This window comes from Aeromonas sp. R1-2, assembly GCF_040908505.1.
GTDB lineage: Bacteria > Pseudomonadota > Gammaproteobacteria > Enterobacterales > Aeromonadaceae > Aeromonas > Aeromonas veronii.
Genome location: NZ_JBFODU010000060.1, coordinates 213,246 through 236,361, shown reverse-complemented (window position 1 = coordinate 236,361; position 23,116 = coordinate 213,246). Strand labels below are relative to the sequence as shown.

Sequence of the window (23,116 nt, the reverse complement as noted above, 5' to 3'; positions counted from 1 at the left end):
GGCTGGGGTACTAGGATTCGAACCTAGGGATGGCGAGATCAAAACCCGCTGCCTTACCGCTTGGCGATACCCCAACAGCGCTCCTCAACAGTCATTAGACTGGTAAAGAACTTTTAAAAATGGCTGGGGTACTAGGATTCGAACCTAGGGATGGCGAGATCAAAACCCGCTGCCTTACCGCTTGGCGATACCCCAACAGCGCTCCTCAACAGTCATGAGACTGGCAAAGAACTTTTAAAAATGGCTGGGGTACTAGGATTCGAACCTAGGGATGGCGAGATCAAAACCCGCTGCCTTACCGCTTGGCGATACCCCAACTAGAGATGGTGGCTATGACGGGATTCGAACCTGTGACCCCCGCATTATGAGTGCGATGCTCTAACCAACTGAGCTACATAGCCAACCTTGCTTCCGGTGAGTCGTTACCTCGTCACCGTGCGGGCCGAATTATGCGTATCTGGCTCTGGGGCGTCAACCCTTTTTTTGCCAGAAAAACGCAATTTGAGTGCGTTTGACCAGTTATTGGTCTCTGTTGCGCAAAAGCCCAACAATCTGGTTTTTTTTAAGACATTGCCATGATTGCCCGGGCAATGGCAGATAAAAAACAGGCCAGCAAATGCTGGCCTGTCATGGGATTAGACGTTGAACAGGAAGTTCATGATATCGCCATCTTTGACGATGTAATCTTTCCCTTCAGCGCGCATCTTGCCCGCTTCCTTGGCGCCTTGCTCACCCTTGTAGTTGATAAAGTCTTCAAAGGCGATGGTTTGGGCGCGAATAAAGCCTTTTTCAAAGTCAGTGTGGATCTTGCCTGCCGCTTGCGGGGCAGTGGCACCGACCGGAATAGTCCAGGCGCGTACCTCTTTCACACCGGCGGTGAAGTAGGTCTGCAGGTTGAGCAGCTGGTAGCCGGAGCGGATAACGCGGTTCAGGCCCGGCTCTTCGATGCCCAGGTCAGCCATGAACTCGGCGCGATCTTCATCGTCCAGTTCGGCGATGTCGGCTTCGATGGCGCAGCAGACCACGACCACGACCGCGTTCTCGGCGGCGGCGATTTCACGCACCTTGTCCAGATAGGGATTATTCTCGAAGCCATCTTCCGCCACGTTGGCGATATACATGGTGGGTTTCAGGGTCAGGAAGTTGAGGTGGCTCACGGCGGCCAGCTCTTCTTTATCCAGCTTCATGCCGCGGATCATCTGGCCGTTTTCCAGCGCGACCTTGATCTTCTCAAGCACTTCCACTTCCAGCTTGGCATCTTTGTCGCCGCCTTTGGCGCGCTTGGACTGACGGTGAATGGCGCGCTCGCAGGCGTCCAGATCCGACAGGGCCAGCTCGGTGTTGATCACTTCGATATCGTCAGCGGGAGAGACCTTGCCGGCAACGTGAATGATGTTTTCGTCGTCGAAGCAGCGCACTACATGGCCGATCGCTTCGGTTTCACGGATGTTGGCCAGGAACTGGTTACCCAGACCTTCACCCTTGGAGGCACCGGCAACCAGACCGGCGATGTCGACGAATTCCATGGTGGTCGGTACAACGCGCTGCGGATTGATGATGGCCGCCAGCTGATCGAGGCGGGGATCCGGCATCGGCACCACACCGGTGTTCGGCTCGATGGTGCAGAACGGGAAGTTGGCGGCTTCGATACCGGCCTTGGTCAGCGCGTTGAACAGGGTGGATTTGCCTACATTGGGCAGGCCCACGATACCGCATTTAAAACCCATGGATTGTTACCTTACTTGATGGATGCTGTTGGGGGTCGCCCGCAGGCGGCCCATGTCATGCTTGTTCTGGTCGTTGCTCATGTACCGGCACAATGCCCGTACAGGGTCAAACCGACCTAACCCTTTTCAGCCTTGAAGCTGTGCAAGCGATTCATGGCCTTGGTCATATCTTGTTTGAACAGGATGTCGGTGGCGCGCAGGGATTCGTCCAGCGCGGCGTCGATCAGGTTCTGTTCACTGCTGGGGGCCTTGGTCAGGACGAAGCCAGCCACCTGCTCTTTGCTGCCGGGATGGCCGATCCCGAGACGCAGCCGGAAGAAGTTATTGTTGTTGCCCATCTTGGCGATGATGTCCTTGAGGCCGTTATGGCCACCGTGACCACCACCCTGCTTGAACTTGGCGATGCCCGGCGGCAGATCCAGTTCGTCATGGGCTACCAGCATCGCTTCCGGCTCAATCTGATAAAAACGCGCCAGTGCGGCCACCGCCTTGCCAGAGAGGTTCATATAGGTGTTCGGGATGAGCAGCCGCACATCCTGCCCCTCGACCAGGATGCGGGCAGTATGGCCGAAGAACTTGGGTTCTTCACGCAGGCTGACATTGTGCCAGCGGGCCAGTTGCTCCACATACCAGGCGCCCGCGTTGTGGCGGGTCTTGGCATATTCCGGGCCGGGGTTGCCCAGTCCGACGATCAGTTTGATTTCGCTTGTCACGCTTGATGTCTTCACTCGCAGCTGCCGTGGGCACACTACCCAGGGCAATAGGACGCAATATTCTAGCCGCCGAGTGGCGATCACTCAACCAATGCGCATGTTATGGCGGGATTTGCAGCATTATTGCGGCCAATGGGTGGCTAACGGTGGGCAAACGGGCCTCTTGCAAGAGGCCCGTTTCAGTTTACCGATGGATTGTGCCCGGTTGACTACCGTCGTTATTTGGCACGCAGCAGGGTGACGGTCTCTTCATCCAGTGCGGTCAGGGTGGGACGGGCATCGCGCACATACTCCACGAAAGAGGCTGCATCGGTGCCGCAATCCACGCCGCTGGCTTTGCAATCGAGGGTCTGGCCCGGGGCATAGACGGCGCTCAGCAGCTCGCCGTTTTGTGCCACCTTCAGTACCGGGAAGGCGGTCAGCTTGCCATTGACGCTGGCGATATCGACCCGCTCGCTCTTCTGACGCTGGGCATTGGCCAGTGTTTGCCAGCCATCGTTGCCGTTGGCGCTGTAGGCGTTCATCACCACCCGATAGTGCTGGCTATCCACCAGATCTTGCCACTCGCCGCTTGCGGTCTTGTGCTGCAATTGAGTCAGGGTGCCCGCTTTGCCTGCGTCGGTCTCCTGGAAGGTGTAACGCAGGTGACCGCCATAGGGGAACTTGCCGGCATGGGCGCTGGCGGGCAGGGTGGCGGTGATGGTCTCGGTCAAGAGGGCACGCACCTCGGCGCCAGTCAGGGTCAGCACCGAGAGCTGGTTCTTGAACGGCAGCAGGGTGAGGGCGCTATCCCCCTCGCGCCACTCGCCGGCTGGCAGGTCGGCGCGCACGCCCCCCACCGCAACCAGAGAAAAATCGACCGGGCCGCCAGTCAGGGCTTGCACTGCTGGGGTATTGGCCCAGTAGAACTCCCCTTCGGCAACCAGCGGCGCCACATCTGAGCCGTGGCTGTCGCTGCCGTTGTCACCGGGACGACGGGCATTTTGCAGCTGCTCGGGGATGGTGCCGATCACCGGGCCGTAGGCTTTCTCCAGCGCCGGTTTGTAGTGGCTGTCGATGATGCCGCGCAGGCGTGGATCTTCATCCACGGTCACCAGATTGGGCTGGTTGTCGACAAACTGGCTTGCCTCTTTGCTGCGGGCGTCGTCGAGCGCTTGCTTGCGCGCCGCATCGGCGAAGAAATCGCGGCTGGCCAGCAGGCTGTTGTGGCCCTGGCAGTCGGTCACCTGACCCTGGCTGTCAAAGGTCACTTGTGCCAGACCGATGGCCTGGGCGTAGGAGCCCGCCTGCACCACGCAGGTTTTGCCGATGCCATCCGGATTGGTCACCAGCTTGGCGTAATCGCCGGTCTTGCCCCAGCCGATATTGCGAAAATCGCCGAGCAGGCTGTGGGAGTGGCCGCCGACGATGGCATCGAGGCCGTTTACCTTGGCGGCCAGTGCCAGATCCCGCTCGTTGCCGATGTGGGTGAGCGCCACGATCTGATGGATCCCCTTGGCTTGCAGCATGTCGACCGTGGCCTGAGCCGAGGCGATCTCCTTGCCAAAGCGCAGCTTGCCGACGTTGGGGGCGATATTGCCCATGTCTTCCAGTACCAGACCGATGACGGCGACCAGCTGTTTGCCTTGTGGCAGGTTGTCGAGATCGGTGACCGGGCTCTTCTGGTTGCCGTCAAAGGCGTAGACCACGAAGGGCTTGAGGTTGTCAGCCTTGCTGAGGGCAGGATCGGCCTTGGTGTCGAGGTTGGCGGCCAGCACCGGGAAGTTGACCCCCTCGATGAAGCGGGCCAGTTTCTGGTTATCCAGATCGAACTCGTGGTTGCCCAGCGCCATGGCATCGAGGCCGAACTGGCTCAGCAACTCGGCATTGGCCATCCCCTCGTTGAGCTTGAAGTAGCCGCTACCCTGCCAGGCATCGCCGCCGTGCAGCAGCAGCAAGGGCTGGTTCTTGGCCAGCGCCTCGGCCTGATAGGCTTTCGCCATGGTCAGCAGGCGCGGATAACCGCCAAAGCGGGTATAGAGGGTGTCCGTCTCCCCCTGCTGGGCAAAGATCTGCCCTTTGATCTCCGCATTGACCGGATCAAACTGGGAGTGGGTGTCGTTCATGTGAGCCAGGGTCAGCACGAAGGGCGGGTTCTCTTTGGCGGGCTGACAGGCGAGCAGGGCGGAGGTGAGGGTCGCGAGCAGGAGGGGACGCAAGCAATTCATGGGTAAATCCTTAAGCCTGCCGGGGGCAGGGTCGTACCAGATAGCAGAAAGTTGGAAAGAGAAGGTCCAGAAAGACGAAAACCGCCTGATGGCGGTTTTCGTTATTGCTGAATCTATCAATGCTCAAACATGGCAGAGATGGACTCTTCGTTGCTGATGCGACGAATGGCTTCGGCCAGTACAGTTGACAGAGTCAGCTGCTTGACCTTGCCGACCGCTTTCATCTCCGCAGTGAGCGGGATGGAGTCGGTGATGATCAGTTCATCGATCACGGAGTTCTTGATGTTCTCGACGGCGGAACCGGAGAAGACCGGGTGGGTAGCGTAAGCGAATACACGCTTGGCACCGCGCTCTTTCAGGGCCTCTGCGGCTTTGCACAGGGTGCCGCCGGTGTCGATCATGTCATCAACGATGATGCAGTCGCGGCCGGCAACGTCACCAATCAGGTGCATGACCTGGGAGACGTTCGGGCGGGGACGGCGCTTGTCGATGATGGCGATGTCGGTGTCATCCAGCAGCTTGGCGATGGCGCGGGCACGCACGACACCACCGATGTCCGGGGAGACAACGACAGGAGACTCGAGGTTCTTGGACTTCATGTCTTCCAGCAGCACCGGGCTACCGAACACGTTGTCTACCGGAACGTCGAAGAAACCTTGAATTTGTTCGGCATGCAGGTCAACGGTCAGCACGCGATCCACACCGACGCTGGAGAGGAAGTCAGCGACAACCTTGGCGGTGATGGGGACACGGGCAGAGCGGACGCGGCGGTCCTGACGGGCATAACCAAAGTAGGGGATAACGGCAGTGATACGGCCAGCTGAAGCACGACGCAGAGCATCCACCATGACGATCAATTCCATCAAATTGTCGTTGGTCGGGGCACAGGTGGATTGAATGATGAAGATATCGCCACCACGTACATTCTCATTGATCTGTACGCTGATCTCGCCGTCGCTAAAGCGACCTACGGCAGCATTGCCGAGTTTGATAAACAGGCGATCTGCGATCTTCTGGGCTAGTTCCGGCGTTGCGTTACCAGCAAACAGCTTCATGTCAGGCACGGTTTGAAACCTCGGGGTTGCATCCAGTATGTGGGGGAGTCTGAAATCAGACCCTATCGTTTTGGGGCAAACGATTTATCAAGATAACGTACAAGGTGTCTGCTGCCCAATGAATGTGATGATACCGGTAACCCGAATCCGTGGCCGAGTGCAAAACCGGCCACGTTAATCATCATCAATACCGTTCGGTAAAATTGGCTGGGGTACTAGGATTCGAACCTAGGAATGGCGAGATCAAAACCCGCTGCCTTACCGCTTGGCGATACCCCAATCATTTGAACTGTTGCAATGTGGAGAAGAGAGGTGATATGTTCTCGCCCTTGGCGACAAACCCATCAAGTCCCTTCGGCACGCAGGCCAACACTTCCCGAGCAGTCACTTCGTCTTCAAATTGAGCAAAGACGCAGGCTCCTGTGCCCGTCATTCTTGACGGCGCGTATTCTAGCAACCAGCCGAGCGCATTGGCAACCTCGGGGTGGCGCTTTTTCACCAGTGATTCGCAATCGTTTTTCCACTCGCCTTCCAGCAGGTTGTCCAGCGCCATTTTAGGCGTGGCTCTCGGCAGGTCCGGATCCTGGAATACGGCCGCGGTCGCTACATGGCAATCGGGCTTGAGCACCAGATACCAGGCATCGGGCAGTTCGACCGGATGCAGCCGCTCGCCCACCCCTTCGGCAAAGGCCGCCCGGCCGCGGACAAAGACCGGCACATCGGCCCCCAGCTGGACGCCAAGCGCTGCCAGTTCATCTTCACTCAAACCCGCTTGCCAGAGGTGGTTAAGCGCCACCAGCGTGGTTGCTGCATCGGACGAACCGCCGCCAATACCGCCCCCCATGGGCAGCACTTTCTCCAGCCGGATATGGGCACCTTGCGGGCTCGGCAGGGTTGCTTGCAGCAGGCGTGCCGCCCGAATAATCAGATTCTGCTCATCCGGCACCCCGGGAATAGCCGGCGTCAGGGTGAGTGTGTCGCTATTTGGTATCACCTCAAACTCGAGCCAGTCGCTGTGGTTGAGGAAGATAAACAGGGTCTGCAGCTCGTGATAACCATCGGGACGACGGCCATTGACGTGTAGAAACAGGTTGAGTTTGGCCGGTGCCGGCCAGCGTGTGGAAGCCATTAACGTGCAAGAGTCCATTGGTTGATCTGAAGCTTGAGGCGGCTGTTCTGGCCGGTCATGGTCAGCTGGTGCGGCAGGCGGTAGCCATCCTGATCCCGATAATCGCCATAGACGATCTGCCACTGGCCGTCGCGCACGCTGGCCAGACTGCTGTCGGGGTTGAGTTCAAACTCCGCCTGACCCGGCAGCCCCTTGATCCACGCTGGTAATCCCGCAACCGGAATATTCCAGCCGGTCAGTTGATAGATGAGCGCTTCGGCATCCTGGCTCTGGTGGCGATTGCCGTCGCTGTCGAGCAGGGTGATCTCTCCCTTGCTGCGGGAGAGCTCCAGAATGCTGGTGCCAATCAGGCTGGTGAGGTTGAGGCGATAATCATCGCCATCCTGCTGCCAGTTGAGGCGGGCGCTGCCCTTTTGTTGGGGGGTGATGATGGCCATCTTGCCGGAGAGCTGCCAGTGGGTCAGTTGCTCGAGACGGGTCCGCTCCTGGTTCCAGTTCACCTGGTCACGCTGGGGCTGGGTGGTGGCACAACCGGCCAGCAACAGCAGGCAGGTGAGGGTAAAAATACGTAGCAGCAAGAGACGGCTCCAGAGAGAGGAATTTGCCACAGTATACGGGGCGGCCGTATTGCTTTTAAAGACTTACCCTTTCTCGTACAATTGGCAGCCTTTGCACCCAGCGTATGAAATGATCGTCGCCCACTCATGAGTTTGCTTGCCCTCGGAATCAACCACAACACCGCCAGTGTCGCCTTGCGGGAACGGGTCGCCTTTGGCCCGGACTGCATCGATCGCGCCTTGCGTGAGCTGGTGAGCCAACCCGGTGTCAGCGAGGCGGTGATCGTCTCCACCTGCAACCGGACCGAACTCTATTGCAATCTGGAGGAGGAGCGGCAGGAGCAAGTGCTGCGCTGGTTGCAGCAGTTCCACGGGCTGGACGCGGCCGAACTGGTCACTGCCATCTATCAGCATCACGATGAAGAGGCGGTGCGCCACCTGATGCGGGTGGCGTGCGGGCTCGACTCGCTGGTGTTGGGGGAGCCGCAAATCCTGGGGCAGATCAAGCAATCCTATGCCCACGCCCAGCAGGCGGAGTCGTTGAAGGGGGCGCTGGAGCGGCTGTTCCAGAAATCTTTCTCGGTGGCGAAAAGAGTGCGCACAGATACCGAGATCGGGGCCAGCGCCGTGTCGGTGGCGTTTGCCGCCGTCAGCTTGGGTCGGCGGATCTTCTCCGATCTCTCCCAGACCAAGGTATTGCTGGTCGGGGCGGGGGAGACCATCGAACTGGTGGCCCGTCATCTGCGCGAGCAGAACGTCACCAAGATGATGGTGGCGAACCGCACCCTGCAGCGTGCCCAGACCCTGGCAGCCGAATTCGGTGCCCAAGTGATGACGCTCGAAGAGATCCCCGACTATCTGCACGAGGCGGATATTGTCATCAGCTCGACCGCCAGCCCCCTGCCCATCATCGGCAAGGGGATGGTGGAGCGCGCCCTCAAGGCCCGCCGCTTCAAACCCATGTTTCTGGTGGATATTGCCGTGCCACGCGACATCGAAGCCGAAGTCGATGAGCTCTCTGATGCCTATCTCTACACGGTGGATGATTTGCAGGGGATCATCGAGCAGAACCTCGAAACCCGTAAACGGGCTGCCGCGCAGGCGGAAGTGATCGTGCAGGAAGAGCGCGACGAGTTTATGGGCTGGTATCGCGGCCAGAGCTCGGTCGATCTCATTCGCGACTACCGCCATCAGTCACAGCAAGTGGCTGATGAAGAGTTGCAACGGGCCCTGCTGGCATTGGCGCAGGGCGAGAGTGCCGAACAGGCGCTCAAGGCGATGGCCCATCGCCTCACCAACAAATTGATCCACGCGCCGACCCAGGCGTTGCGCCAGGCTGCCTCCCAGGGGGATCAGAGCGAGCTCTCCCGCTTGCGGCAGGCGCTGGGGTTGTCACAAGAGCCATAATTTTCGGGCAACCTGCCGGTTGTCCCGTCCTCCATTGAGAATGCAAGAGTTATGAATCCGTCACTGATCAGAAAGCTGGAAGGCCTCATCGAGCGCCACGAAGAAGTACAGGCCATGCTCGGCGAGCCGGATGTGGTCTCGGATCAGGATCGCTACCGCGCCCTGACCCGCGAATATGCCCAGCTGGAAGATATCGTTCACGCCTTCCAGCGTTACCGTCAGGCGCAGGATGATCTGGAGACCACCCAGATGATGCTGGAGGAGGAGGATGCCGACCTGCGCGAGATGGCGCAGGAGGAGCTGCCGCTGGCCAAGGCCAATCTGGAGGCGCTGGAGCAGGAGCTGCAACTGATGTTGCTGCCCAAGGATCCCAAGGATGACAACAACTGCTATCTGGAGATCCGCGCCGGTGCCGGTGGCGACGAAGCGGCCATCTTTGCCGGTGACCTGTTCCGCATGTATTCACGGTTTGCCGAGCGTCAGGGCTGGCGCGTCTCCATCGTCAGCTGCAACGACGGTGAATATGGTGGCTACAAGGAGGTGATCGCCAAGATCGAGGGCGAGCGCGTCTATGGCCGTCTCAAGTTTGAATCCGGTGGTCACCGGGTACAGCGGGTGCCGGAGACCGAATCTCAGGGCCGGGTGCACACCTCCGCCTGTACCGTCGCCGTGCTGCCGGAAGTGCCGGAAGCCGAGCAGATCGAGATCAACCCTTCCGACTTGAAGATCGATACCTTCCGCGCCTCCGGTGCCGGTGGTCAGCACGTCAACAAGACCGACTCGGCCATTCGCATCACCCACCTGCCGACCGGTCTGGTGGTGGAGTGTCAGGACGAGCGCTCTCAGCACAAGAACCGCGCCAAGGCAATGTCGGTGCTCTCCGCCCGTCTGCAAGCGGCCGAGGATGAGCGCCACCGCGCCGCCGAACAGAGCACCCGCCGCAATCTGGTGGGCTCCGGCGATCGCTCCGAGCGCATTCGCACCTACAACTACCCGCAGGGTCGCCTCTCCGAGCACCGCATCAACCTGACCCTCTATCGCCTCTCCGAAATTTTGGAAGGGGATCTGGACTGCGTCATCACACCGCTGGTGCAGGAGTATCAGGCCGATCAGCTTGCCTCGCTGGCCGAGAACAACTGATGCAAATGGTGATCCGGCAAGCTCGCATTAAGTGTTGTGCCCATAAGGTGGAGTGGCACTGATGCAGATCCAGCAGGCCCGCGCCCATATCATGACTGTGCTGGCTGAGGGGGAGTCCCCCCGCGCCGATGCCGATGTACTGCTCTGCCATCTGCTCGGGTGTCGTCGCAGCTATCTGATGACCTGGCCCGAGCGTGAGCTGGATGCCGCCCAGCAGGCCACCCTGCAGGGGTGGCTGGTCCGTCGTCTCAATGGCGAACCCATCGCCCATCTGGTGGGCGAGCGGGAGTTCTGGTCACTGCCCCTCAAGGTGAGCCCGGCGACCCTGATCCCGCGCCCCGATACCGAGGTGCTGGTCGAGCAGGCGCGGACCAGAATCCCGCAAGGTCCGTGCGCCGTGCTGGATCTGGGCACCGGCACCGGCGCCATCGCGCTGGCGCTCAAGTCCGAGCGGCCCGAGGTCGATGTGTGGGCGGTGGATCGGATGGCCGATGCCGCGGCGCTGGCACGCGAGAACAGCGCCGCGCTGGGATTGCCCATCGAGGTGCGCGACGGTAGCTGGTTCGAGCCCCTTGGCGAGCCGGATCGCGACAATACGCCACGTTTTGCGGTGATTGTCTCCAATCCCCCCTATATTGATGGCGCCGATCCCCATCTCGAGCAGGGTGATGTGCGTTTTGAACCCCGCTCGGCGCTGGTTGCCGATGACGCCGGGCTGGCCGATATCCGCCACATCGTGGCCCATGCCCCCGCTTATCTGTTGCCTGACGGCTGGTTGCTGCTGGAGCATGGCTGGGATCAGGGGGAGGCGGTGCGTCAGTTGCTGCGCGATGGCGGCTACCGCGAGGTAGCCACGGTGCGCGATTACGGGGATAACGACAGGGTGACGCTGGGCCTCTGCCCGCTGCGCTGACGGTTCCTCACTGTTACACGGCGGGTTGCCTGTGCGCCCCCATGCAAGGATTGAATATGGTTTTTGTGCTCAAACACCTGCACCTCACCCTGATTGCCGGGGCCGTGCTGATGTTTATGCTCCGCTTCTACTGGGTACAGACCGCCACTGGCCGTGCCTACAGCGCGCCGGTGATGAAGGTCAGCGGCTGGCTCAACGGTCTGGTGGTGCTCTCCGGCGTATTGCTCTGCATGGTGCTGGATCTCAACCCGCTCAATAACGGAACGCCCTGGCTCAGTGAGAAGCTGATGGCCATTCTGGTGCTGGTATTTCTGGCGGCGATGGCGCTGCGGCTGGCCAAAAGCAATCTGGTGCGCTGGTGCTCCTTTCTGGGGGCGCTCGGCTGGATCTACTTTATTGCCAAGTTGGTAGTGCTCAAACAGACGAGTGTGTTCGGCTAAGGCATGAAGAGAATGTTACACATAGACGAATGGACCGATTTCGAAGCCCACGACATCACCGAACTGGCGTTGTCAGTCAGCGACGAGATTTATGGCTCGGTCGAGGAGGGGATGCGCGAGTTGAACCTGCTGGACGAGTGGCTGGACGAGCAGATCGAAGAGGGCACCTGCGACGAGGTGCGCCAGCAGTTGCTGCAGGGCTTCTACCACAGCCTCGGTTTTCATGGCGACTGGCAGGATTATTTCTCTGCCAACAACTGCGATCTCAATCAGGTGCTGGTTCAGCGCAAGGGGATCCCGGTCAGCCTCGGTATTCTCATCATCCAGCTGGGGCGCAAGCTCGGGCTCGATGTAGAGGGAATCTGCTTCCCCGGCCACTTCCTGGTGAGCTTTGCCGGTGGCGAGGGGGAGGTCTATGTCGACCCCTTTACCGGCGACGAGCTGAGTCTGGCCCGCATCGAGCTGCTGCTGCGCGGTGCGCTCGGCGATCTGGCCACCTTGACCCCGGACTACCTGCAGCCATCCGGCCAGTGGGAGATCATCGAACGGCTGCTCAACGTCAGCAAGGGGGCCCTGCTGCGGGAAGACCGCATGCCCGAGGCGCTGCGTTGCAGCGAGCTGTTGTTGCGGATGAAGCCCGGCGATCCGCTGGAGACGCGGGATCGCGGCTTTATCTACGAGCAGCTCGATTGCCCGCGCCAGGCGGCCGATGATTTTGAATATTTTATTGAACAATGCCCGGACGATCCGGTCGCCGATGTGCTGAAAGTGCAGCTGGCCGCGCTGGATCTGAGCCCCAAGCCCCTCCATTAGTGGCGGCTTGAAACTTAAACAGAAGAATATCAAGGCCGCTGCGTCCGGTCGCAACGGAGTAACTTGGCTTCAGGCCCTTTTATTAAGGATGTCTTGGAGTTGAAACAGAAGAATATCAAGGCCGCAGCGCTCGGCTGCAACGGAGTAACTTGGCTTCAGGCCCCTTCATTAAGGAAGTCTTAGATGGAACAGAAGAATATCAAGATCAACCAGATCGACGTTGCCAATGACAAACCGTTCGTGCTGTTTGGCGGCATGAATGTGCTGGAATCCCGCGACATGGCGATGGCTGTGTGCGAGAAGTACGTGGAAGTGACCAGCAAGCTGGGCATCCCGTTTGTCTTCAAGGCGAGCTGGGACAAGGCCAACCGCTCCTCCATCCACTCCTACCGCGGTCCGGGTCTGGAAGAGGGGATGAAGATTTTCCAGGAGCTGAAAGCGACCTTCGGCATGCCGGTCATCTCCGATCTGCACGAACCCCATCAGGCCAAGCCGGTCGCCGAGGTGGTTGACGTTATCCAGCTGCCCGCTTTCCTGGCGCGCCAGACTGATCTGGTGGAAGCCATGGCCCGCACCGGCAACGTTATCAACATCAAGAAGCCGCAGTTCCTCAGCCCAAGCCAGATGAAGAACATCACCGACAAGTTCGAGGAGTGCGGCAACGATCAGCTGATCCTGTGCGAGCGTGGTGCCAACTTCGGCTACGACAACCTGGTGGTGGACATGCTGGGTTTGGGCGTGATGAAGAAGAGCACCGGTGGCTATCCGGTGATCTTTGACGTGACCCACTCCCTGCAGTGCCGTGATCCGCTGGGGGCGGCCTCCGGTGGTCGTCGCGAGCAGGTGACCGAGCTGGCGCGCGCCGGTATGGCAGTCGGTCTGGCCGGTCTCTTTATCGAATCCCACCCGGATCCGAAGATTGCCCGCTGCGATGGCCCGAGTGCCCTGCCGCTGGAGAAGCTGGAAGGCTTCCTCAAACAGATGAAGGCCATCGATGACCTGATCAAGGGCTTCGAACCCCTCGATACTTCGGCCTGATCCCGACGCTGTCATGCCTGATGAAAATGCCCCGCAATGCGGGGTATTTTTATATCTGCCATATTTAGTTGAAGACTCAAATTAATCTGCGAGCAAACAATTGTCGGTTGCCGCGGTGTTAATGGTGTTAATTTTGTTGTGTGATTAATGTCTCTTAATTGTTTTTTATTACATGTAAAGTGGTCCCCGTAGTAATGCAGAAACAGCATGGATCGGGTGAGGTACGCAGATATCTCGTCCGGCTATCTGCATGTTTATTGCTGCCATAACAATGTGCAATTAAATTAACAGGACGTTAATAATGCGAAAGAAACTATTTAGCAGCCTCTATTTTCAGGTATTGCTCGCGATTACCCTCGGGGTATTTCTGGGGCATGTCTATCCGGAACTGGGCGCAGATATGAAGCCCCTCGGTGATGGCTTCGTCAAATTGATCAAGATGATCATCGCCCCCGTTATTTTCTGTACCGTGGTTACCGGCATTGCCGGGATGGAGAGCATGAAGGCAGTCGGCAAGACCGGCGCCATTGCTCTGCTCTACTTCGAGGTGGTCAGCACCATCGCCTTGATCATCGGGCTGTGCGTGGTCAACCTGCTGCAACCGGGTGCCGGCATGAACGTCGATCCGGCAGCGCTGGATGCCAGCGCCATCTCCGCCTATGCGGAGCAGGCCAAGTCCCAGGGCATTATCGCCTTTTTGCTGGATATTATTCCGGGCAGTGTGATCGGTGCCTTTGCCAGCGGTAATATCTTGCAGGTGTTACTGTTTGCGGTGCTGTTCGGCTTCTCCCTGCATCATATCGGTGAAAAGGGACAGGTTATTTTTGGCGTCATCGACAGTTTCTCCAAAGTCATATTTGGCATTATCAATATGATAATGAGACTGGCGCCGGTCGGTGCATTCGGGGCAATGGCATTTACCATCGGCAAATATGGAGTAGGTTCACTGGTACAGCTGGGCCAGCTTATTGCCTGCTTCTATCTCACCTGCCTCTTCTTTATCTTCATTGTGCTGGGCTGCATCGCTAAAGCCTCAGGCTTCAGCATCCTGCGTTTCATCTCCTACATTCGCGAGGAGCTGCTGATCGTGCTGGGGACCTCCTCTTCCGAGTCGGTACTGCCGCGGATGCTGGACAAGATGGAGAAGCTGGGTTGCCAGAAATCGGTGGTGGGGCTGGTCATTCCGACTGGGTACTCCTTTAACCTGGATGGCACCTCCATCTATCTGACTATGGCGGCGATTTTTATCGCCCAAGCTACCAATACGCCGCTGGATCTGTTCCAACAGATCACCCTGCTGGTGGTACTGCTGATCTCCTCGAAAGGGGCGGCAGGGGTGACTGGTAGTGGCTTTATCGTGCTGGCGGCGACTATTTCGGCGGTGGGCCATCTGCCACTGGCTGGTTTGGCGCTGATCCTGGGGATCGACCGTTTTATGTCCGAAGCGCGGGCGTTGACCAACCTGATCGGTAACGGGGTTGCCACCGTGGTGGTCGCCAAATACTGCAAGCAGCTGGACGAGAAGAAAATGGATGCAGTGCTCGGCGGCAAGGTCGGGCAACTGGAAGCGGACAGGGCGTAAGCGCTGTTTCCCCCCGCACGACCGCGTTGGCTGGTGCGGGGGCAATAAAAAAACGGCCGATTGGCCGTTTTTTTGTGCCGATACAGCGAGTATCAGCTCTTCACTGCAGGGCGCTGATTACAGGCTCTGGGTGAAAGTACGGGTAACCACGTCACGCTGCTGTTCCGGGGTCAGGGCGTTGAAACGCACTGCGTAGCCAGATACACGGATGGTCAGCTGCGGGTACTTCTCCGGGTTTTCGATAGCATCTTCCAGAGTTTCGCGACGCAGCACGTTGACGTTCAGGTGCTGGCCACCTTCAACAGCAGGCTCAGCCTGAACCGGCAGTTCGCGGTATTCGAACTGACCCAAGTCAGCCAGTTGCACTTCTTGATCGGCAGCGAAAGCATCGCCTTTGACGCAGATGCAGCGAGCTTGTTGCTTCTCTTCGTCCAGCAGCCAGAAAGAGTTCAGCAGAGCGGTGTTGGCGGCCTGGGTGATTTGAATGCCTTTGATCATGGTATGACTCCTCAATGGGAACGCGAATCCAACTGTAAGGAAATTACCCTGATGTATTTAAGCTACCGTCGATGGCGATGACTTAAAGGGCCCTTGCCTTACACCTTTTCTTTGATGGGGTCATATATACCATGGTGGTAATATTACCAAAATTGATCTAGATCAAGAAAATCTGACAAAGTGCCATTTCAATGGGATTAAATTCTTGAGTTGAATCAAAAATAGGTCATTTTTCTGATTTTGTAAGATATCCAAATTATGCATCTTTTATCTCGTTAATCTAGTAATTTAACTACATCTTTTGGGCTTTTTTCTGAGGTTAATTGAGGGGGTGGCTACACTCAGCAAAAAAAGCGAGGAGAGTGCCGGGTGAATAATGGGTGGCGAAAGTGGGCATGGCTGGCCCTGTTCTGTTGCTGGGCAAGCAGTGTTGCGGTGCGGGCCGAGACGGTGCGTATTGCTGTGGGCGAGTGGCCACCTTATATCAGTGAGGCGCTGCCCAATCAGGGCTTTCTCTGTGAGGTGGTGCGCCAGGCCTTTGCCGAAGAGGGGCTCGATGTCAGCTTTCACTTCTATTCTTGGGCCGAGGCTTACCGACTGACTCTGGAGGGGCGCTATGTGGTCACCATGCCCTGGTTTCGCTCCCGCGAGCGGGAGCAGCTTTTCTATCTCTCCGCCTCGCTCGGCCATTTCACCACTCGCCTGATGACGCTGACCGGTACGCCCGCGGTCAATCTGGGTGAGCTGAAACACGAGCCGGTCGGGGTGACCCGTGGCTACTTCTATGGCGATGGTTTTGCCGCTCGCCAAGCCGGGCTCACCCTCGAGTGGTCAGATTCCGATGAGGAGAGCATGGGCAAGCTGCTCGACGGGCGGATCCACTATCTGGTGATGGATGAGCAGGTGGCACAGACCCTGTTCCAGCAGGCGCTCGTTCGTCATCCCCAATCGCTGTCACTGACCGGTGCCGCCGACCCCATCTGGTCGCAACCGGGATACCTGCTGATGCGCAAGGTCGATCCCGAGGCGCGCCGTCTGATGCTGCTGTTCAATACCGGCCTGCGCAAGCTGGAGCGCTCGGGGCGCCTAGCCAGGCTCTGGAAAGCGTGAGCCACGGTTGCGTCTTGCGGGCTGGCCCCCTATCCTGAGCCCTTCGCCGTATCAAGTGAGGAGGCCGGGGTGCTGACCTGGAGTGATGTGATTGGCTCTGAGAAAGAGCAGGACTATTTCAAGAGTACGCTGGCAACTGTCAGAGCCGAGCGGGAAGCGGGCAAGGTGATCTACCCGCCAGCTACCGATGTGTTCAATGCCTTCAAGCTGACCGAGCTGGATCAGGTCAAGGTGGTTATCCTGGGCCAGGACCCCTACCACGGCCCCAATCAGGCGCACGGCCTCTGTTTCTCCGTTCTGCCCGGCGTGCGTACGCCTCCCTCACTAGTCAACATCTATAAAGAGATGCAGCGTGACCTGCCAGGTTTCGTCACACCCAATCACGGCTTTCTCGAATCCTGGGCCAAACAGGGGGTCTTGCTGCTCAACACTGTGCTGACGGTGCAGGCCGGTCAGGCCCATTCCCACGCCCATCTGGGATGGGAGACCTTTACCGATCGGGTCATCGAGCAGATCAATGCCAGTTGTCAGGGTGTGGTGTTCCTGCTGTGGGGGGCCCACGCCCAGAAGAAGGGACGTTTCATCGACCGCCAGCGCCACTATGTGCTGACCGCGCCGCACCCGAGCCCACTCTCTGCCCACCGCGGTTTCATCGGTTGCGGCCACTTTAGCGAGACCAATCGCTTGCTGGAACAACAGGGCAAGAGTCCGATAGAGTGGAAATCTGTCTGCATCCCACTTGATTGAGTGCAAAGTTCGGGCGACAAATGACCGTATACTCAGGGACATAAGATTAATTCAGAGCCAAGGAGTGCCCATGTTATCCAGTCTGCACAAGGACCATCTCAACATCGCCCGACTTTTGGAGCTGCTCAAGCACAAGCTGGCAGCCATTCGTGCCGAAGAGCCCATCAGCTATTTTCTGGTGCGCGATGTCATCGACTACCTGCGGGAGGTCTCCGACAAGTACCACCATCCCAAGGAAGATCTCATCTATGACTACTACCTGAAATATCGGGTGGTGGAGGGGGAGGTCGCCAACCGCCTGCAGGAGGAGCACGTCAAGCTGCTGGAGGCCGGGGCCGATCTCAAGGAGATGGTGGAGATGATCCTGATGGATGCGGTGATCCCCCTCGATCAGTTCACTACCAAGCTGGAGCGCTTCGTGGAGCTGCAAGAGGCGCACATGAACTACGAAGAGGGGGTGATCTTCCCCCATCTGCGTGACTCCCTGACCGAGGATGACTGGCGTCATCTGGAGCAAAACTGGCAGAATCGCGCCATTGGCGACCCCCTGTTCGGGGCCGAGGTGAGCCAGCACTTCCAGGCACTGGCTAAACGCCTCTCTCTGCCGCTCACGACCGGCTAAGACGAGCCCGTACCCGCAGCGTGGCAGGTATTGTGTGAGTGCAACTTGAGTGAAAACAGAAAGGCCTCCATCCGGAGGCCTTTTGCATGGTGGAGCAAGCTTACGCCTGTGGTTTCAGGAAGTTGCGATAGAGCATATAGAGGTGGGCCGAGCTCCAGCTGAAGTTGCTGGCCCCCTGCATGGCGCCGGTCTCCGGATTGTAGTTTTCGCGGATGGGGCCGCTGCCCGCCAAGCCTTCTGCGTTGTTGAACAGTTTGTTGACCAGTGCTTCGGCATCGCTGCGGTAGCCGTAGTTCTCCAGCCCCTTCACCCCGAAGTAGAACTGATCGAGCCATACCCGGCCGCGCCAGTAGATATTGGGGTCGTAGGCCGGGTTGGTCAGCGCGGCTGTGCCCAGCGGGATCTTTGTGTTGAACTCCTGGGCGTTGAGCATCACTTCGCGCACCCGCGCCGCTTTCTCCTTGTCGGCGACCTCTGCCCAGAGCGGGCTCCACCCTTCGCAATCAACATAATGAGGCTGCATTGGATTCTCGAATGAGGCACAATATGGGCCGAAATATTGATTGTATGACTCCATTTGGAGAGCCTTGGTTTGTGGACATTTTCTCAATGGTGAGGCGATTGGATAGCTGGATAAGAGAGCCTGTCTTTTGCTGAAAAATGCCTAGGGAGAAACAGTATTACCCAGGAAAACTGCCTCAAAACTCAAATAAAAGTAACTGGTTGTTTATTGAATGGCCTGGGTATGCGTGTGACCGTACGTGGTGTGATGATGATTTTTGCCCAACTCAATATTAAGACCAGTCCCGAGATATTCCTGATGTGCTGGTATTTATCATGGAATTGTTTATCAACGTGGTCCTTAGCGTTTTGTCTACTGACTTGCGGTGATTTGAGGGGCTGGCAATAAATCTTGTTATTTCAGGCAAACATAACAAAAAAAGGGATAAGTAATGATTAGGATGCCTATATATAGGCCAACGGTGCTGGCGATGGCCATAACCTTGTCGATGACGGGGTGTGCAACCATCGATAAGCAAGTGGCCGAGAATGATAGTTGGGTAAGCTGTGCCGGTGGTGGCCTGCTAGGCGCTCTTGCTGGTGCTGCGATTGGTGCCACTCAAGGCGGTAGCGACAAGGTGCTCATTGGGGCTGTTGCCGGTGCTGCTGTGGGTTGTGGCGGCGGCCTTTGGTACAAAGATCGAGTTGATCGGTTGCAAAAAATAGCCAAAGAAGAAGGCTTAAAAATGCAGGTTCGTGAACTGCAAGTGGCTGCCGCCCAAGAGCAGCAGAAACAGAAGGACAAACCTACAGCAGTGGGACTTGAAGCGTCTATAGAGTACGCCGAGATGTTCCCGGTGGGCTCCGCGACCCTTACCACCGAAGGCTATCGGAAAATGACCCGTGTGGCGCAAGAGTTTGCCAGCAAGCGGGAAGATCAATCCAAACTCCCCGAGAATCAACGTAGAAAGGTGCTGGTGGTCGGCCATACCGATTCTGCTGGCGCTGCTCAGTTCAATCAGCGCCTCTCTGAAGAACGAGCTCGGGCAATGGGCCAGATACTGGCTGCAGCCGGGGTGCCTCGTAGCGATATCTACTACCAGGGGGCTGGTTCTTCCCGACCGATAGCCAGCAATGATAGCGAAAATGGTAGAGCACAGAACCGCAGGGTCGAGTTGGTCGAGGTGCAAAATGAGGCCTTGCTGGTCAAGCGTGTGAGTGAGGAACGTGCCAGTCCCAAATATTTAGCTCATGGCACTGGTTCTGCGAGCAAGGTCGCATTGGCCGCCACTACCACTGCGGTGACCCAAAAGATTGTGAAGGCTGAAACAATACCCGCTAAGTCTGCTAACACGGCCGAGTCGATGACTACTGCTGCAGCCCCCCTCAAGGATAAGCCGGTCGCTCAGCCTAAGTCGGATGACGTTTTCCCCCCTTCATCGAATGCCAGTGGTTCTGTAACGGTCAAACTGGCCGGCAAGGGAACCATCGACTTTGGTGGCCATTTGGTTACTGACAATTCCTCACTGCTGACCGGCAGCATTGCGCCCAAAACCCCCACCTTCTCCATTATCACTCCGGCTTACGCAAGCGCTCCTATCAGTTCTTGTATCGGCGATCTGCCTCGTGTGGAGGGCCAGGTTAAGAACCTGGCGAATGGCCAACCGCTGGCGGAACATTCTACAGAAGAATACTTCCCTGGCCTCAATGGCAAGCCATGGGTTGCTGCCGTGAATGGTCATGTGGCATCGGTGGGACCGGTTGCGGTCCTGCGTGACGAAGCGAAAGTGGCTAAGCAGCCCGCAATGCAGTTCATCCCAAATTACAAAAAATCCAAAAAGCAGACCACCAAGATTGAATCAGTCGCCAATACCTACGAAGGGGAGACTCAAATCCTCTATCGGGTGTTCGCCGTCAATCAGGCTGCTTCGCCAGTGTCATGCATGGACGTTGTGTTCGACAAACGAACTGGTTCCGCGGTTGCGGGCGAAATTTATTATCCGAAGCAGGGTGACGCCTACGTGGCCCAATACCTGCCCAAGCGTCGTTAAGGAAACTAGATATGTTTGAAAATATTATTCACGCCCTGTCGGGTGCCTGGCACATCATCAGTCTGGTGATCGGTTTGATGGTTGCAGTCGTGACAGCCATCGTTTACTGGTACGAAGTAAAATACTGGCACATGGAGATGCGGCTTCGTATGCCGTGGTTTGGCCGCATCGCGGCTTGGGTAAGGACCCCCGGCGAAAACGAGAAGGCATCCGAGGACAACCCCAATGCGGTAGGTTTCAACCCGGGTGAGAAAGGTGTATGTAGTGCATATGACACCTTCTACAAGATGTATCAGCCCTCGGAAGAGAACTTCAAACGCAATCTGGATTATCTGGGAAAAGCGGATGAGGCGGATCGGTCTGAGAAAGGGTTAGGGATCTGGCTACTCATGATCGTCCTGATGGTGATAGAAGCATCTGCCTTTGGTTATGCGTTAGCGCCGTTTGCCCTCACCATGGCGACCCCCAACACCGCTATTGTTGGCGCTTTTTTCCTAGGTTTGGTTATCTCAATCATTGCCTTGGCTCTGTCTGAGCTTGCAGGTCGCCAGCTTTACCGTAACGGGGTAGTGAACAAAATCCTCTCTTACGAGTCGATCCGCGATGGTGCAGACATGACCAAGACTCTCAACGCCACCATCGACAATACCTATGACGACAATGGCGCTAAACCCTTCCAGCAATTACTGAACCGGATCAATGTGCCAATCGATAAATACGGGCAGCCGCAGCGCCGCTTCTCGATCATTGCCGGGTACGGGATCTTTATCATAGGGCTGGCCGTCGCCGCGTTCTGGGTTCGAACCGAAACCCTGAACCAGCAGGAAGCATTGCTGGTCGAGAATCCGACTGCTGTCATCCAGAGTACTGATGACTTCCCGGTTGCATCTGGTGAGGACGAGATTCCTTTGCCATCCGATATGGCAGAGTTGTCCGCCAGTTCCAGCCAGAAGTCCGCACAAGACCAGATTGATGCCATCCATCGTGCTTCGCTGGTGACCTTTGCTGTGTTATCGGGGTTGTTCGTTTTTATTCAATTTACTTCAACCTTCCTTGCATTTAGGCACAGCTTTGCTGGAACGTACTCTCGTGGGGCTTGGGAGATGACTCATAAGTACAATAGTGCCTCCGAGTTTGTAAGACACCACAAGATCAAAGCTGACGCTATTGCCCAAGACGCTCAATCTTCCTTGGCGAAGTTGCAGTCGTTGCAGGACAAGGTGTTCAGAGTGAGCGGCAAGACGAAGGACAACCTGAGTCATAACAAAGACAGTCGTACTTTCCTGCGCTACGTGGAAGAGCAGGAGAGTATCGATCATATCAAGAAAAACCGTGAGATTGGCAAGCAAGGTACCAATCTGATCCGCAACTATGTCAAGAAGACCCTAGACGACTTGGACGCCGCCACAAAAGCTGGGGACAACCAGCGGATCGAAGAGATCATCGCTATTGCCGGACCTCGCTTCGAGGCTATCAATGACCCGGAGCTCAATGGTGAGAAGGAGCGTTTCTACGCCGTGGTCAATTTCTTCAGTGCCAAAGCGCCCCCCATCCAGATTCCCCAGCCCATACAGCACTTCCCCAAGCCGGTGTCTGAGCCAGTAATAACTACACCGGTTGTCGCAATAGAACAGCCAGAAAAAGAGCGAGAGGCACTTGCCGTCAACAGCAAGATGGCGAGTTTTAATCCTCATGCCTGGGGTGACCTGACTCAGTTCGATGAGGATGATATGGAATACGTTGCCAACAAGAAGGGTGCGTTAGTGGAAGATCTTAAACGGGCTCGTCGCCTGCAGCTCTTGGACAAGGTGGAAGCGTGATAACTCTGAAACACTTCCTGACTTTGGCAATTTTACTGCCTGTGGTCGTAATGGCAGCGGAGCGCAACGACCTGAGCAGTTGCTATCAACAGGCTAGGATTACCGAGTTCAAGCCTGCGCCCTCGGGCCGTATGTTGTCGGTTGTGGTGGATCAGACCACGCCGCTCACGCCGGATCTGCAGCGTACCGCTTGGGATCATATCAAGCGATTCCTGCAGCCGGGCGATCAGTTGCGTCTGTACTCCTTCTCCGCTTATTTGGAAGGTCACTACATGCAGCTCAAATATGCAGGACAGTTGGAGAAAGGGCTCGACCAGTCGACGCTGGGTGATGTGCCAATGATGAGTGCCAAGAAGCTCGACAAATGCCTCGCGGCCCAGCCGAAGCAGATGTTGCAGCAGTTTGGTCAGCGTTTCGTGCAGACCATGGGCAAATCCTCCACCGATATCCCGCGCAGCGAGATCCTGTTTAGCCTCAAGGCTGTGGGTGACGACATCCGAGCGGCTGATGGCGTGAAGGAAAACATCATTCTGCTGATGTCTGACATGCTGGAATACAGCGACTTTGGTAGCTTCTATCAAGCCAAAGGGATCCGTGATATTTCCCCAGCAGTGGAGCTAGCCAAGGTCGAAAAGGCTAATCTAGTCGCTGACTTCAACGGTGCCAGGGTTTATGTGCATGGGGCGGCCTTTGTGCCAACCGATACAAAGAACGGCTATCGAAGTGGCAAGATGATCCAGAATCTAGAATCCTTCTGGAGTCAATATTTCCAACGGTCAAACGGCCAGCTCATCGCATTTGGGCATCCAGAGCTCACGGTCTCTGTGCAGTAACGCAGCGCTAAGCTGGTTGGGATAAGAACACCATCATAGTTAATGCCAGTCAGTTAAATCTGACAGGCATTATTTTTACTTACTTCTTTTCACTGTGCTGACATTAACTCGCGGCCATGAGCCAAACAAAAAACCGGCATATGGATGCTAATGCCGATCAGTTAAGGATCCATTGACCGATCCTTCTGTTGTGTGAAAATCCGAAACCTGTTG

The 23,116-nt window shown here is 57.1% G+C and carries 20 protein-coding genes, 5 tRNA genes and 1 pseudogene; 13 read left to right on the top strand and 13 right to left on the bottom strand.

Annotation, left to right across the window (positions count from 1 at the left end):
- Positions 1-2: 2 nt before the first annotated feature.
- From AB5Y76_RS21580 to lolB, 11 genes are all read right to left on the bottom strand, one after another.
- A tRNA-Gln gene (locus tag AB5Y76_RS21580) sits at positions 3-74 on the bottom strand.
- Between the two features lie 46 nt (positions 75-120).
- A tRNA-Gln gene (locus tag AB5Y76_RS21575) sits at positions 121-195 on the bottom strand.
- A 46-nt stretch (positions 196-241) separates the two neighbouring features.
- Positions 242-316: transfer RNA gene (locus tag AB5Y76_RS21570), tRNA-Gln, on the bottom strand.
- A gap of 8 nt (positions 317-324) precedes the next feature.
- Positions 325-401: transfer RNA gene (locus AB5Y76_RS21565), tRNA-Met, on the bottom strand.
- A 234-nt stretch (positions 402-635) separates the two neighbouring features.
- The gene (gene ychF, locus AB5Y76_RS21560) at positions 636-1,727 is read right to left on the bottom strand and encodes a redox-regulated ATPase YchF (RefSeq protein ID WP_005353921.1); all 1,092 of its coding nucleotides are present in this window, start codon (positions 1,725-1,727) and stop codon (positions 636-638) included.
- A 116-nt stretch (positions 1,728-1,843) separates the two neighbouring features.
- Complete coding sequence (gene pth, locus AB5Y76_RS21555) at positions 1,844-2,440, bottom strand: aminoacyl-tRNA hydrolase (RefSeq protein ID WP_005334960.1); 597 nt, start codon at positions 2,438-2,440, stop codon at positions 1,844-1,846.
- 218 nt (positions 2,441-2,658) lie between these two features.
- On the bottom strand, positions 2,659-4,647 hold the full coding sequence (locus tag AB5Y76_RS21550; RefSeq protein WP_263716904.1) for a bifunctional UDP-sugar hydrolase/5'-nucleotidase: 1,989 nt from the start codon (positions 4,645-4,647) through the stop codon (positions 2,659-2,661).
- 116 nt (positions 4,648-4,763) lie between these two features.
- The gene (locus AB5Y76_RS21545; RefSeq protein WP_005343846.1) at positions 4,764-5,711 is read right to left on the bottom strand and encodes a ribose-phosphate pyrophosphokinase; all 948 of its coding nucleotides are present in this window, start codon (positions 5,709-5,711) and stop codon (positions 4,764-4,766) included.
- 195 nt (positions 5,712-5,906) lie between these two features.
- A tRNA-Gln gene (locus AB5Y76_RS21540) sits at positions 5,907-5,981 on the bottom strand.
- A gap of 1 nt (position 5,982) precedes the next feature.
- On the bottom strand, positions 5,983-6,831 hold the full coding sequence (gene ispE, locus AB5Y76_RS21535; RefSeq protein ID WP_263716902.1) for a 4-(cytidine 5'-diphospho)-2-C-methyl-D-erythritol kinase: 849 nt from the start codon (positions 6,829-6,831) through the stop codon (positions 5,983-5,985).
- Positions 6,831-7,409 carry a lipoprotein insertase outer membrane protein LolB gene (gene lolB, locus AB5Y76_RS21530; protein WP_263716901.1) on the bottom strand — a complete coding sequence of 193 codons (579 nt, stop codon included), beginning with the start codon at positions 7,407-7,409 and terminating at the stop codon, positions 6,831-6,833. Before lolB ends, ispE begins: the two co-directional genes overlap by 1 nt.
- Positions 7,410-7,535: 126 nt before the next feature.
- Between lolB and hemA the strand changes: the two genes are divergently transcribed.
- From hemA to AB5Y76_RS21495, 7 genes are all read left to right on the top strand, one after another.
- Complete coding sequence (gene hemA / locus AB5Y76_RS21525) at positions 7,536-8,795, top strand: glutamyl-tRNA reductase (protein WP_064340862.1); 1,260 nt, start codon at positions 7,536-7,538, stop codon at positions 8,793-8,795.
- 51 nt (positions 8,796-8,846) lie between these two features.
- On the top strand, positions 8,847-9,935 hold the full coding sequence (gene prfA / locus AB5Y76_RS21520; protein ID WP_150389494.1) for a peptide chain release factor 1: 1,089 nt from the start codon (positions 8,847-8,849) through the stop codon (positions 9,933-9,935).
- A 61-nt stretch (positions 9,936-9,996) separates the two neighbouring features.
- Positions 9,997-10,848 (top strand): peptide chain release factor N(5)-glutamine methyltransferase, encoded by an 852-nt coding sequence (prmC, locus tag AB5Y76_RS21515; protein WP_263716900.1) that lies wholly within the window; start codon positions 9,997-9,999, stop codon positions 10,846-10,848.
- A gap of 56 nt (positions 10,849-10,904) precedes the next feature.
- Positions 10,905-11,288 carry a SirB2 family protein gene (locus AB5Y76_RS21510; RefSeq protein WP_263716899.1) on the top strand — a complete coding sequence of 128 codons (384 nt, stop codon included), beginning with the start codon at positions 10,905-10,907 and terminating at the stop codon, positions 11,286-11,288.
- 12 nt (positions 11,289-11,300) lie between these two features.
- Positions 11,301-12,101 (top strand): SirB1 family protein, encoded by an 801-nt coding sequence (locus AB5Y76_RS21505; RefSeq protein ID WP_005334938.1) that lies wholly within the window; start codon positions 11,301-11,303, stop codon positions 12,099-12,101.
- Positions 12,102-12,284: 183 nt separating this feature from the next.
- Positions 12,285-13,139: a 3-deoxy-8-phosphooctulonate synthase gene (kdsA, locus tag AB5Y76_RS21500; protein ID WP_005334937.1), complete on the top strand. Its 855-nt coding sequence runs from the start codon at positions 12,285-12,287 to the stop codon at positions 13,137-13,139.
- A 301-nt stretch (positions 13,140-13,440) separates the two neighbouring features.
- Positions 13,441-14,721 (top strand): dicarboxylate/amino acid:cation symporter, encoded by a 1,281-nt coding sequence (locus AB5Y76_RS21495; RefSeq protein ID WP_263716897.1) that lies wholly within the window; start codon positions 13,441-13,443, stop codon positions 14,719-14,721.
- 117 nt (positions 14,722-14,838) lie between these two features.
- Here AB5Y76_RS21495 and grcA read toward each other — a convergent pair whose 3' ends face one another.
- Positions 14,839-15,219, bottom strand: coding sequence for an autonomous glycyl radical cofactor GrcA (gene grcA, locus AB5Y76_RS21490; protein ID WP_005334936.1), 381 nt, complete (start codon positions 15,217-15,219; stop codon positions 14,839-14,841).
- A gap of 369 nt (positions 15,220-15,588) precedes the next feature.
- On the opposite strand from grcA, the gene AB5Y76_RS21485 reads away from it, so the two are divergent.
- The 3 genes from AB5Y76_RS21485 (at position 15,589) to AB5Y76_RS21475 (ending at position 17,698) form a co-directional block, all read left to right on the top strand.
- Positions 15,589-16,329 (top strand): ABC transporter substrate-binding protein, encoded by a 741-nt coding sequence (locus tag AB5Y76_RS21485; protein ID WP_263716896.1) that lies wholly within the window; start codon positions 15,589-15,591, stop codon positions 16,327-16,329.
- Between the two features lie 69 nt (positions 16,330-16,398).
- On the top strand, positions 16,399-17,076 hold the full coding sequence (gene ung, locus AB5Y76_RS21480; RefSeq protein ID WP_005353881.1) for a uracil-DNA glycosylase: 678 nt from the start codon (positions 16,399-16,401) through the stop codon (positions 17,074-17,076).
- 70 nt (positions 17,077-17,146) lie between these two features.
- Positions 17,147-17,698 (top strand): hemerythrin domain-containing protein, encoded by a 552-nt coding sequence (locus tag AB5Y76_RS21475; protein WP_005353878.1) that lies wholly within the window; start codon positions 17,147-17,149, stop codon positions 17,696-17,698.
- Positions 17,699-17,798: 100 nt separating this feature from the next.
- Here AB5Y76_RS21475 and AB5Y76_RS21470 read toward each other — a convergent pair.
- A pseudogene (locus AB5Y76_RS21470) lies at positions 17,799-18,197 on the bottom strand (alpha-glucosidase); the annotation flags it as partial.
- A gap of 493 nt (positions 18,198-18,690) precedes the next feature.
- Between AB5Y76_RS21470 and AB5Y76_RS21465 the strand changes: the two are divergent.
- From AB5Y76_RS21465 to AB5Y76_RS21455, 3 genes are read left to right on the top strand one after another with little or no spacing between them, the layout of a single operon-like run.
- Positions 18,691-20,250 (top strand): OmpA family protein, encoded by a 1,560-nt coding sequence (locus AB5Y76_RS21465; RefSeq protein WP_263716895.1) that lies wholly within the window; start codon positions 18,691-18,693, stop codon positions 20,248-20,250.
- An 11-nt stretch (positions 20,251-20,261) separates the two neighbouring features.
- Positions 20,262-22,070: a hypothetical protein gene (locus AB5Y76_RS21460; RefSeq protein WP_263716894.1), complete on the top strand. Its 1,809-nt coding sequence runs from the start codon at positions 20,262-20,264 to the stop codon at positions 22,068-22,070.
- Entirely contained in the window at positions 22,067-22,903 is an 837-nt protein-coding gene (locus tag AB5Y76_RS21455) for a hypothetical protein (RefSeq protein ID WP_263716893.1), read from the top strand. Before AB5Y76_RS21460 ends, AB5Y76_RS21455 begins: the two co-directional genes overlap by 4 nt.
- Positions 22,904-23,116 lie beyond the last annotated feature (213 nt).

What these genes read in the sequence shown, in the direction of transcription:
- ychF (WP_005353921.1), bottom strand. Translation starts at nt 1,727, where the DNA reads ATGGGTTTTAAATGCGGTATCGTGGGCCTGCCCAATGTAGGCAAATCC.
- AB5Y76_RS21550 (WP_263716904.1), bottom strand. Translation starts at nt 4,647, where the DNA reads ATGAATTGCTTGCGTCCCCTCCTGCTCGCGACCCTCACCTCCGCCCTG.
- ispE (WP_263716902.1), bottom strand. Translation starts at nt 6,831, where the DNA reads ATGGCTTCCACACGCTGGCCGGCACCGGCCAAACTCAACCTGTTTCTA.
- hemA (WP_064340862.1), top strand. Translation starts at nt 7,536, where the DNA reads ATGAGTTTGCTTGCCCTCGGAATCAACCACAACACCGCCAGTGTCGCC.
- prfA (WP_150389494.1), top strand. Translation starts at nt 8,847, where the DNA reads ATGAATCCGTCACTGATCAGAAAGCTGGAAGGCCTCATCGAGCGCCAC.
- prmC (WP_263716900.1), top strand. Translation starts at nt 9,997, where the DNA reads ATGCAGATCCAGCAGGCCCGCGCCCATATCATGACTGTGCTGGCTGAG.
- AB5Y76_RS21510 (WP_263716899.1), top strand. Translation starts at nt 10,905, where the DNA reads ATGGTTTTTGTGCTCAAACACCTGCACCTCACCCTGATTGCCGGGGCC.
- AB5Y76_RS21505 (WP_005334938.1), top strand. Translation starts at nt 11,301, where the DNA reads ATGTTACACATAGACGAATGGACCGATTTCGAAGCCCACGACATCACC.
- kdsA (WP_005334937.1), top strand. Translation starts at nt 12,285, where the DNA reads ATGGAACAGAAGAATATCAAGATCAACCAGATCGACGTTGCCAATGAC.
- AB5Y76_RS21495 (WP_263716897.1), top strand. Translation starts at nt 13,441, where the DNA reads ATGCGAAAGAAACTATTTAGCAGCCTCTATTTTCAGGTATTGCTCGCG.
- grcA (WP_005334936.1), bottom strand. Translation starts at nt 15,219, where the DNA reads ATGATCAAAGGCATTCAAATCACCCAGGCCGCCAACACCGCTCTGCTG.
- AB5Y76_RS21475 (WP_005353878.1), top strand. Translation starts at nt 17,147, where the DNA reads ATGTTATCCAGTCTGCACAAGGACCATCTCAACATCGCCCGACTTTTG.
- AB5Y76_RS21465 (WP_263716895.1), top strand. Translation starts at nt 18,691, where the DNA reads ATGGCCATAACCTTGTCGATGACGGGGTGTGCAACCATCGATAAGCAA.
- AB5Y76_RS21460 (WP_263716894.1), top strand. Translation starts at nt 20,262, where the DNA reads ATGTTTGAAAATATTATTCACGCCCTGTCGGGTGCCTGGCACATCATC.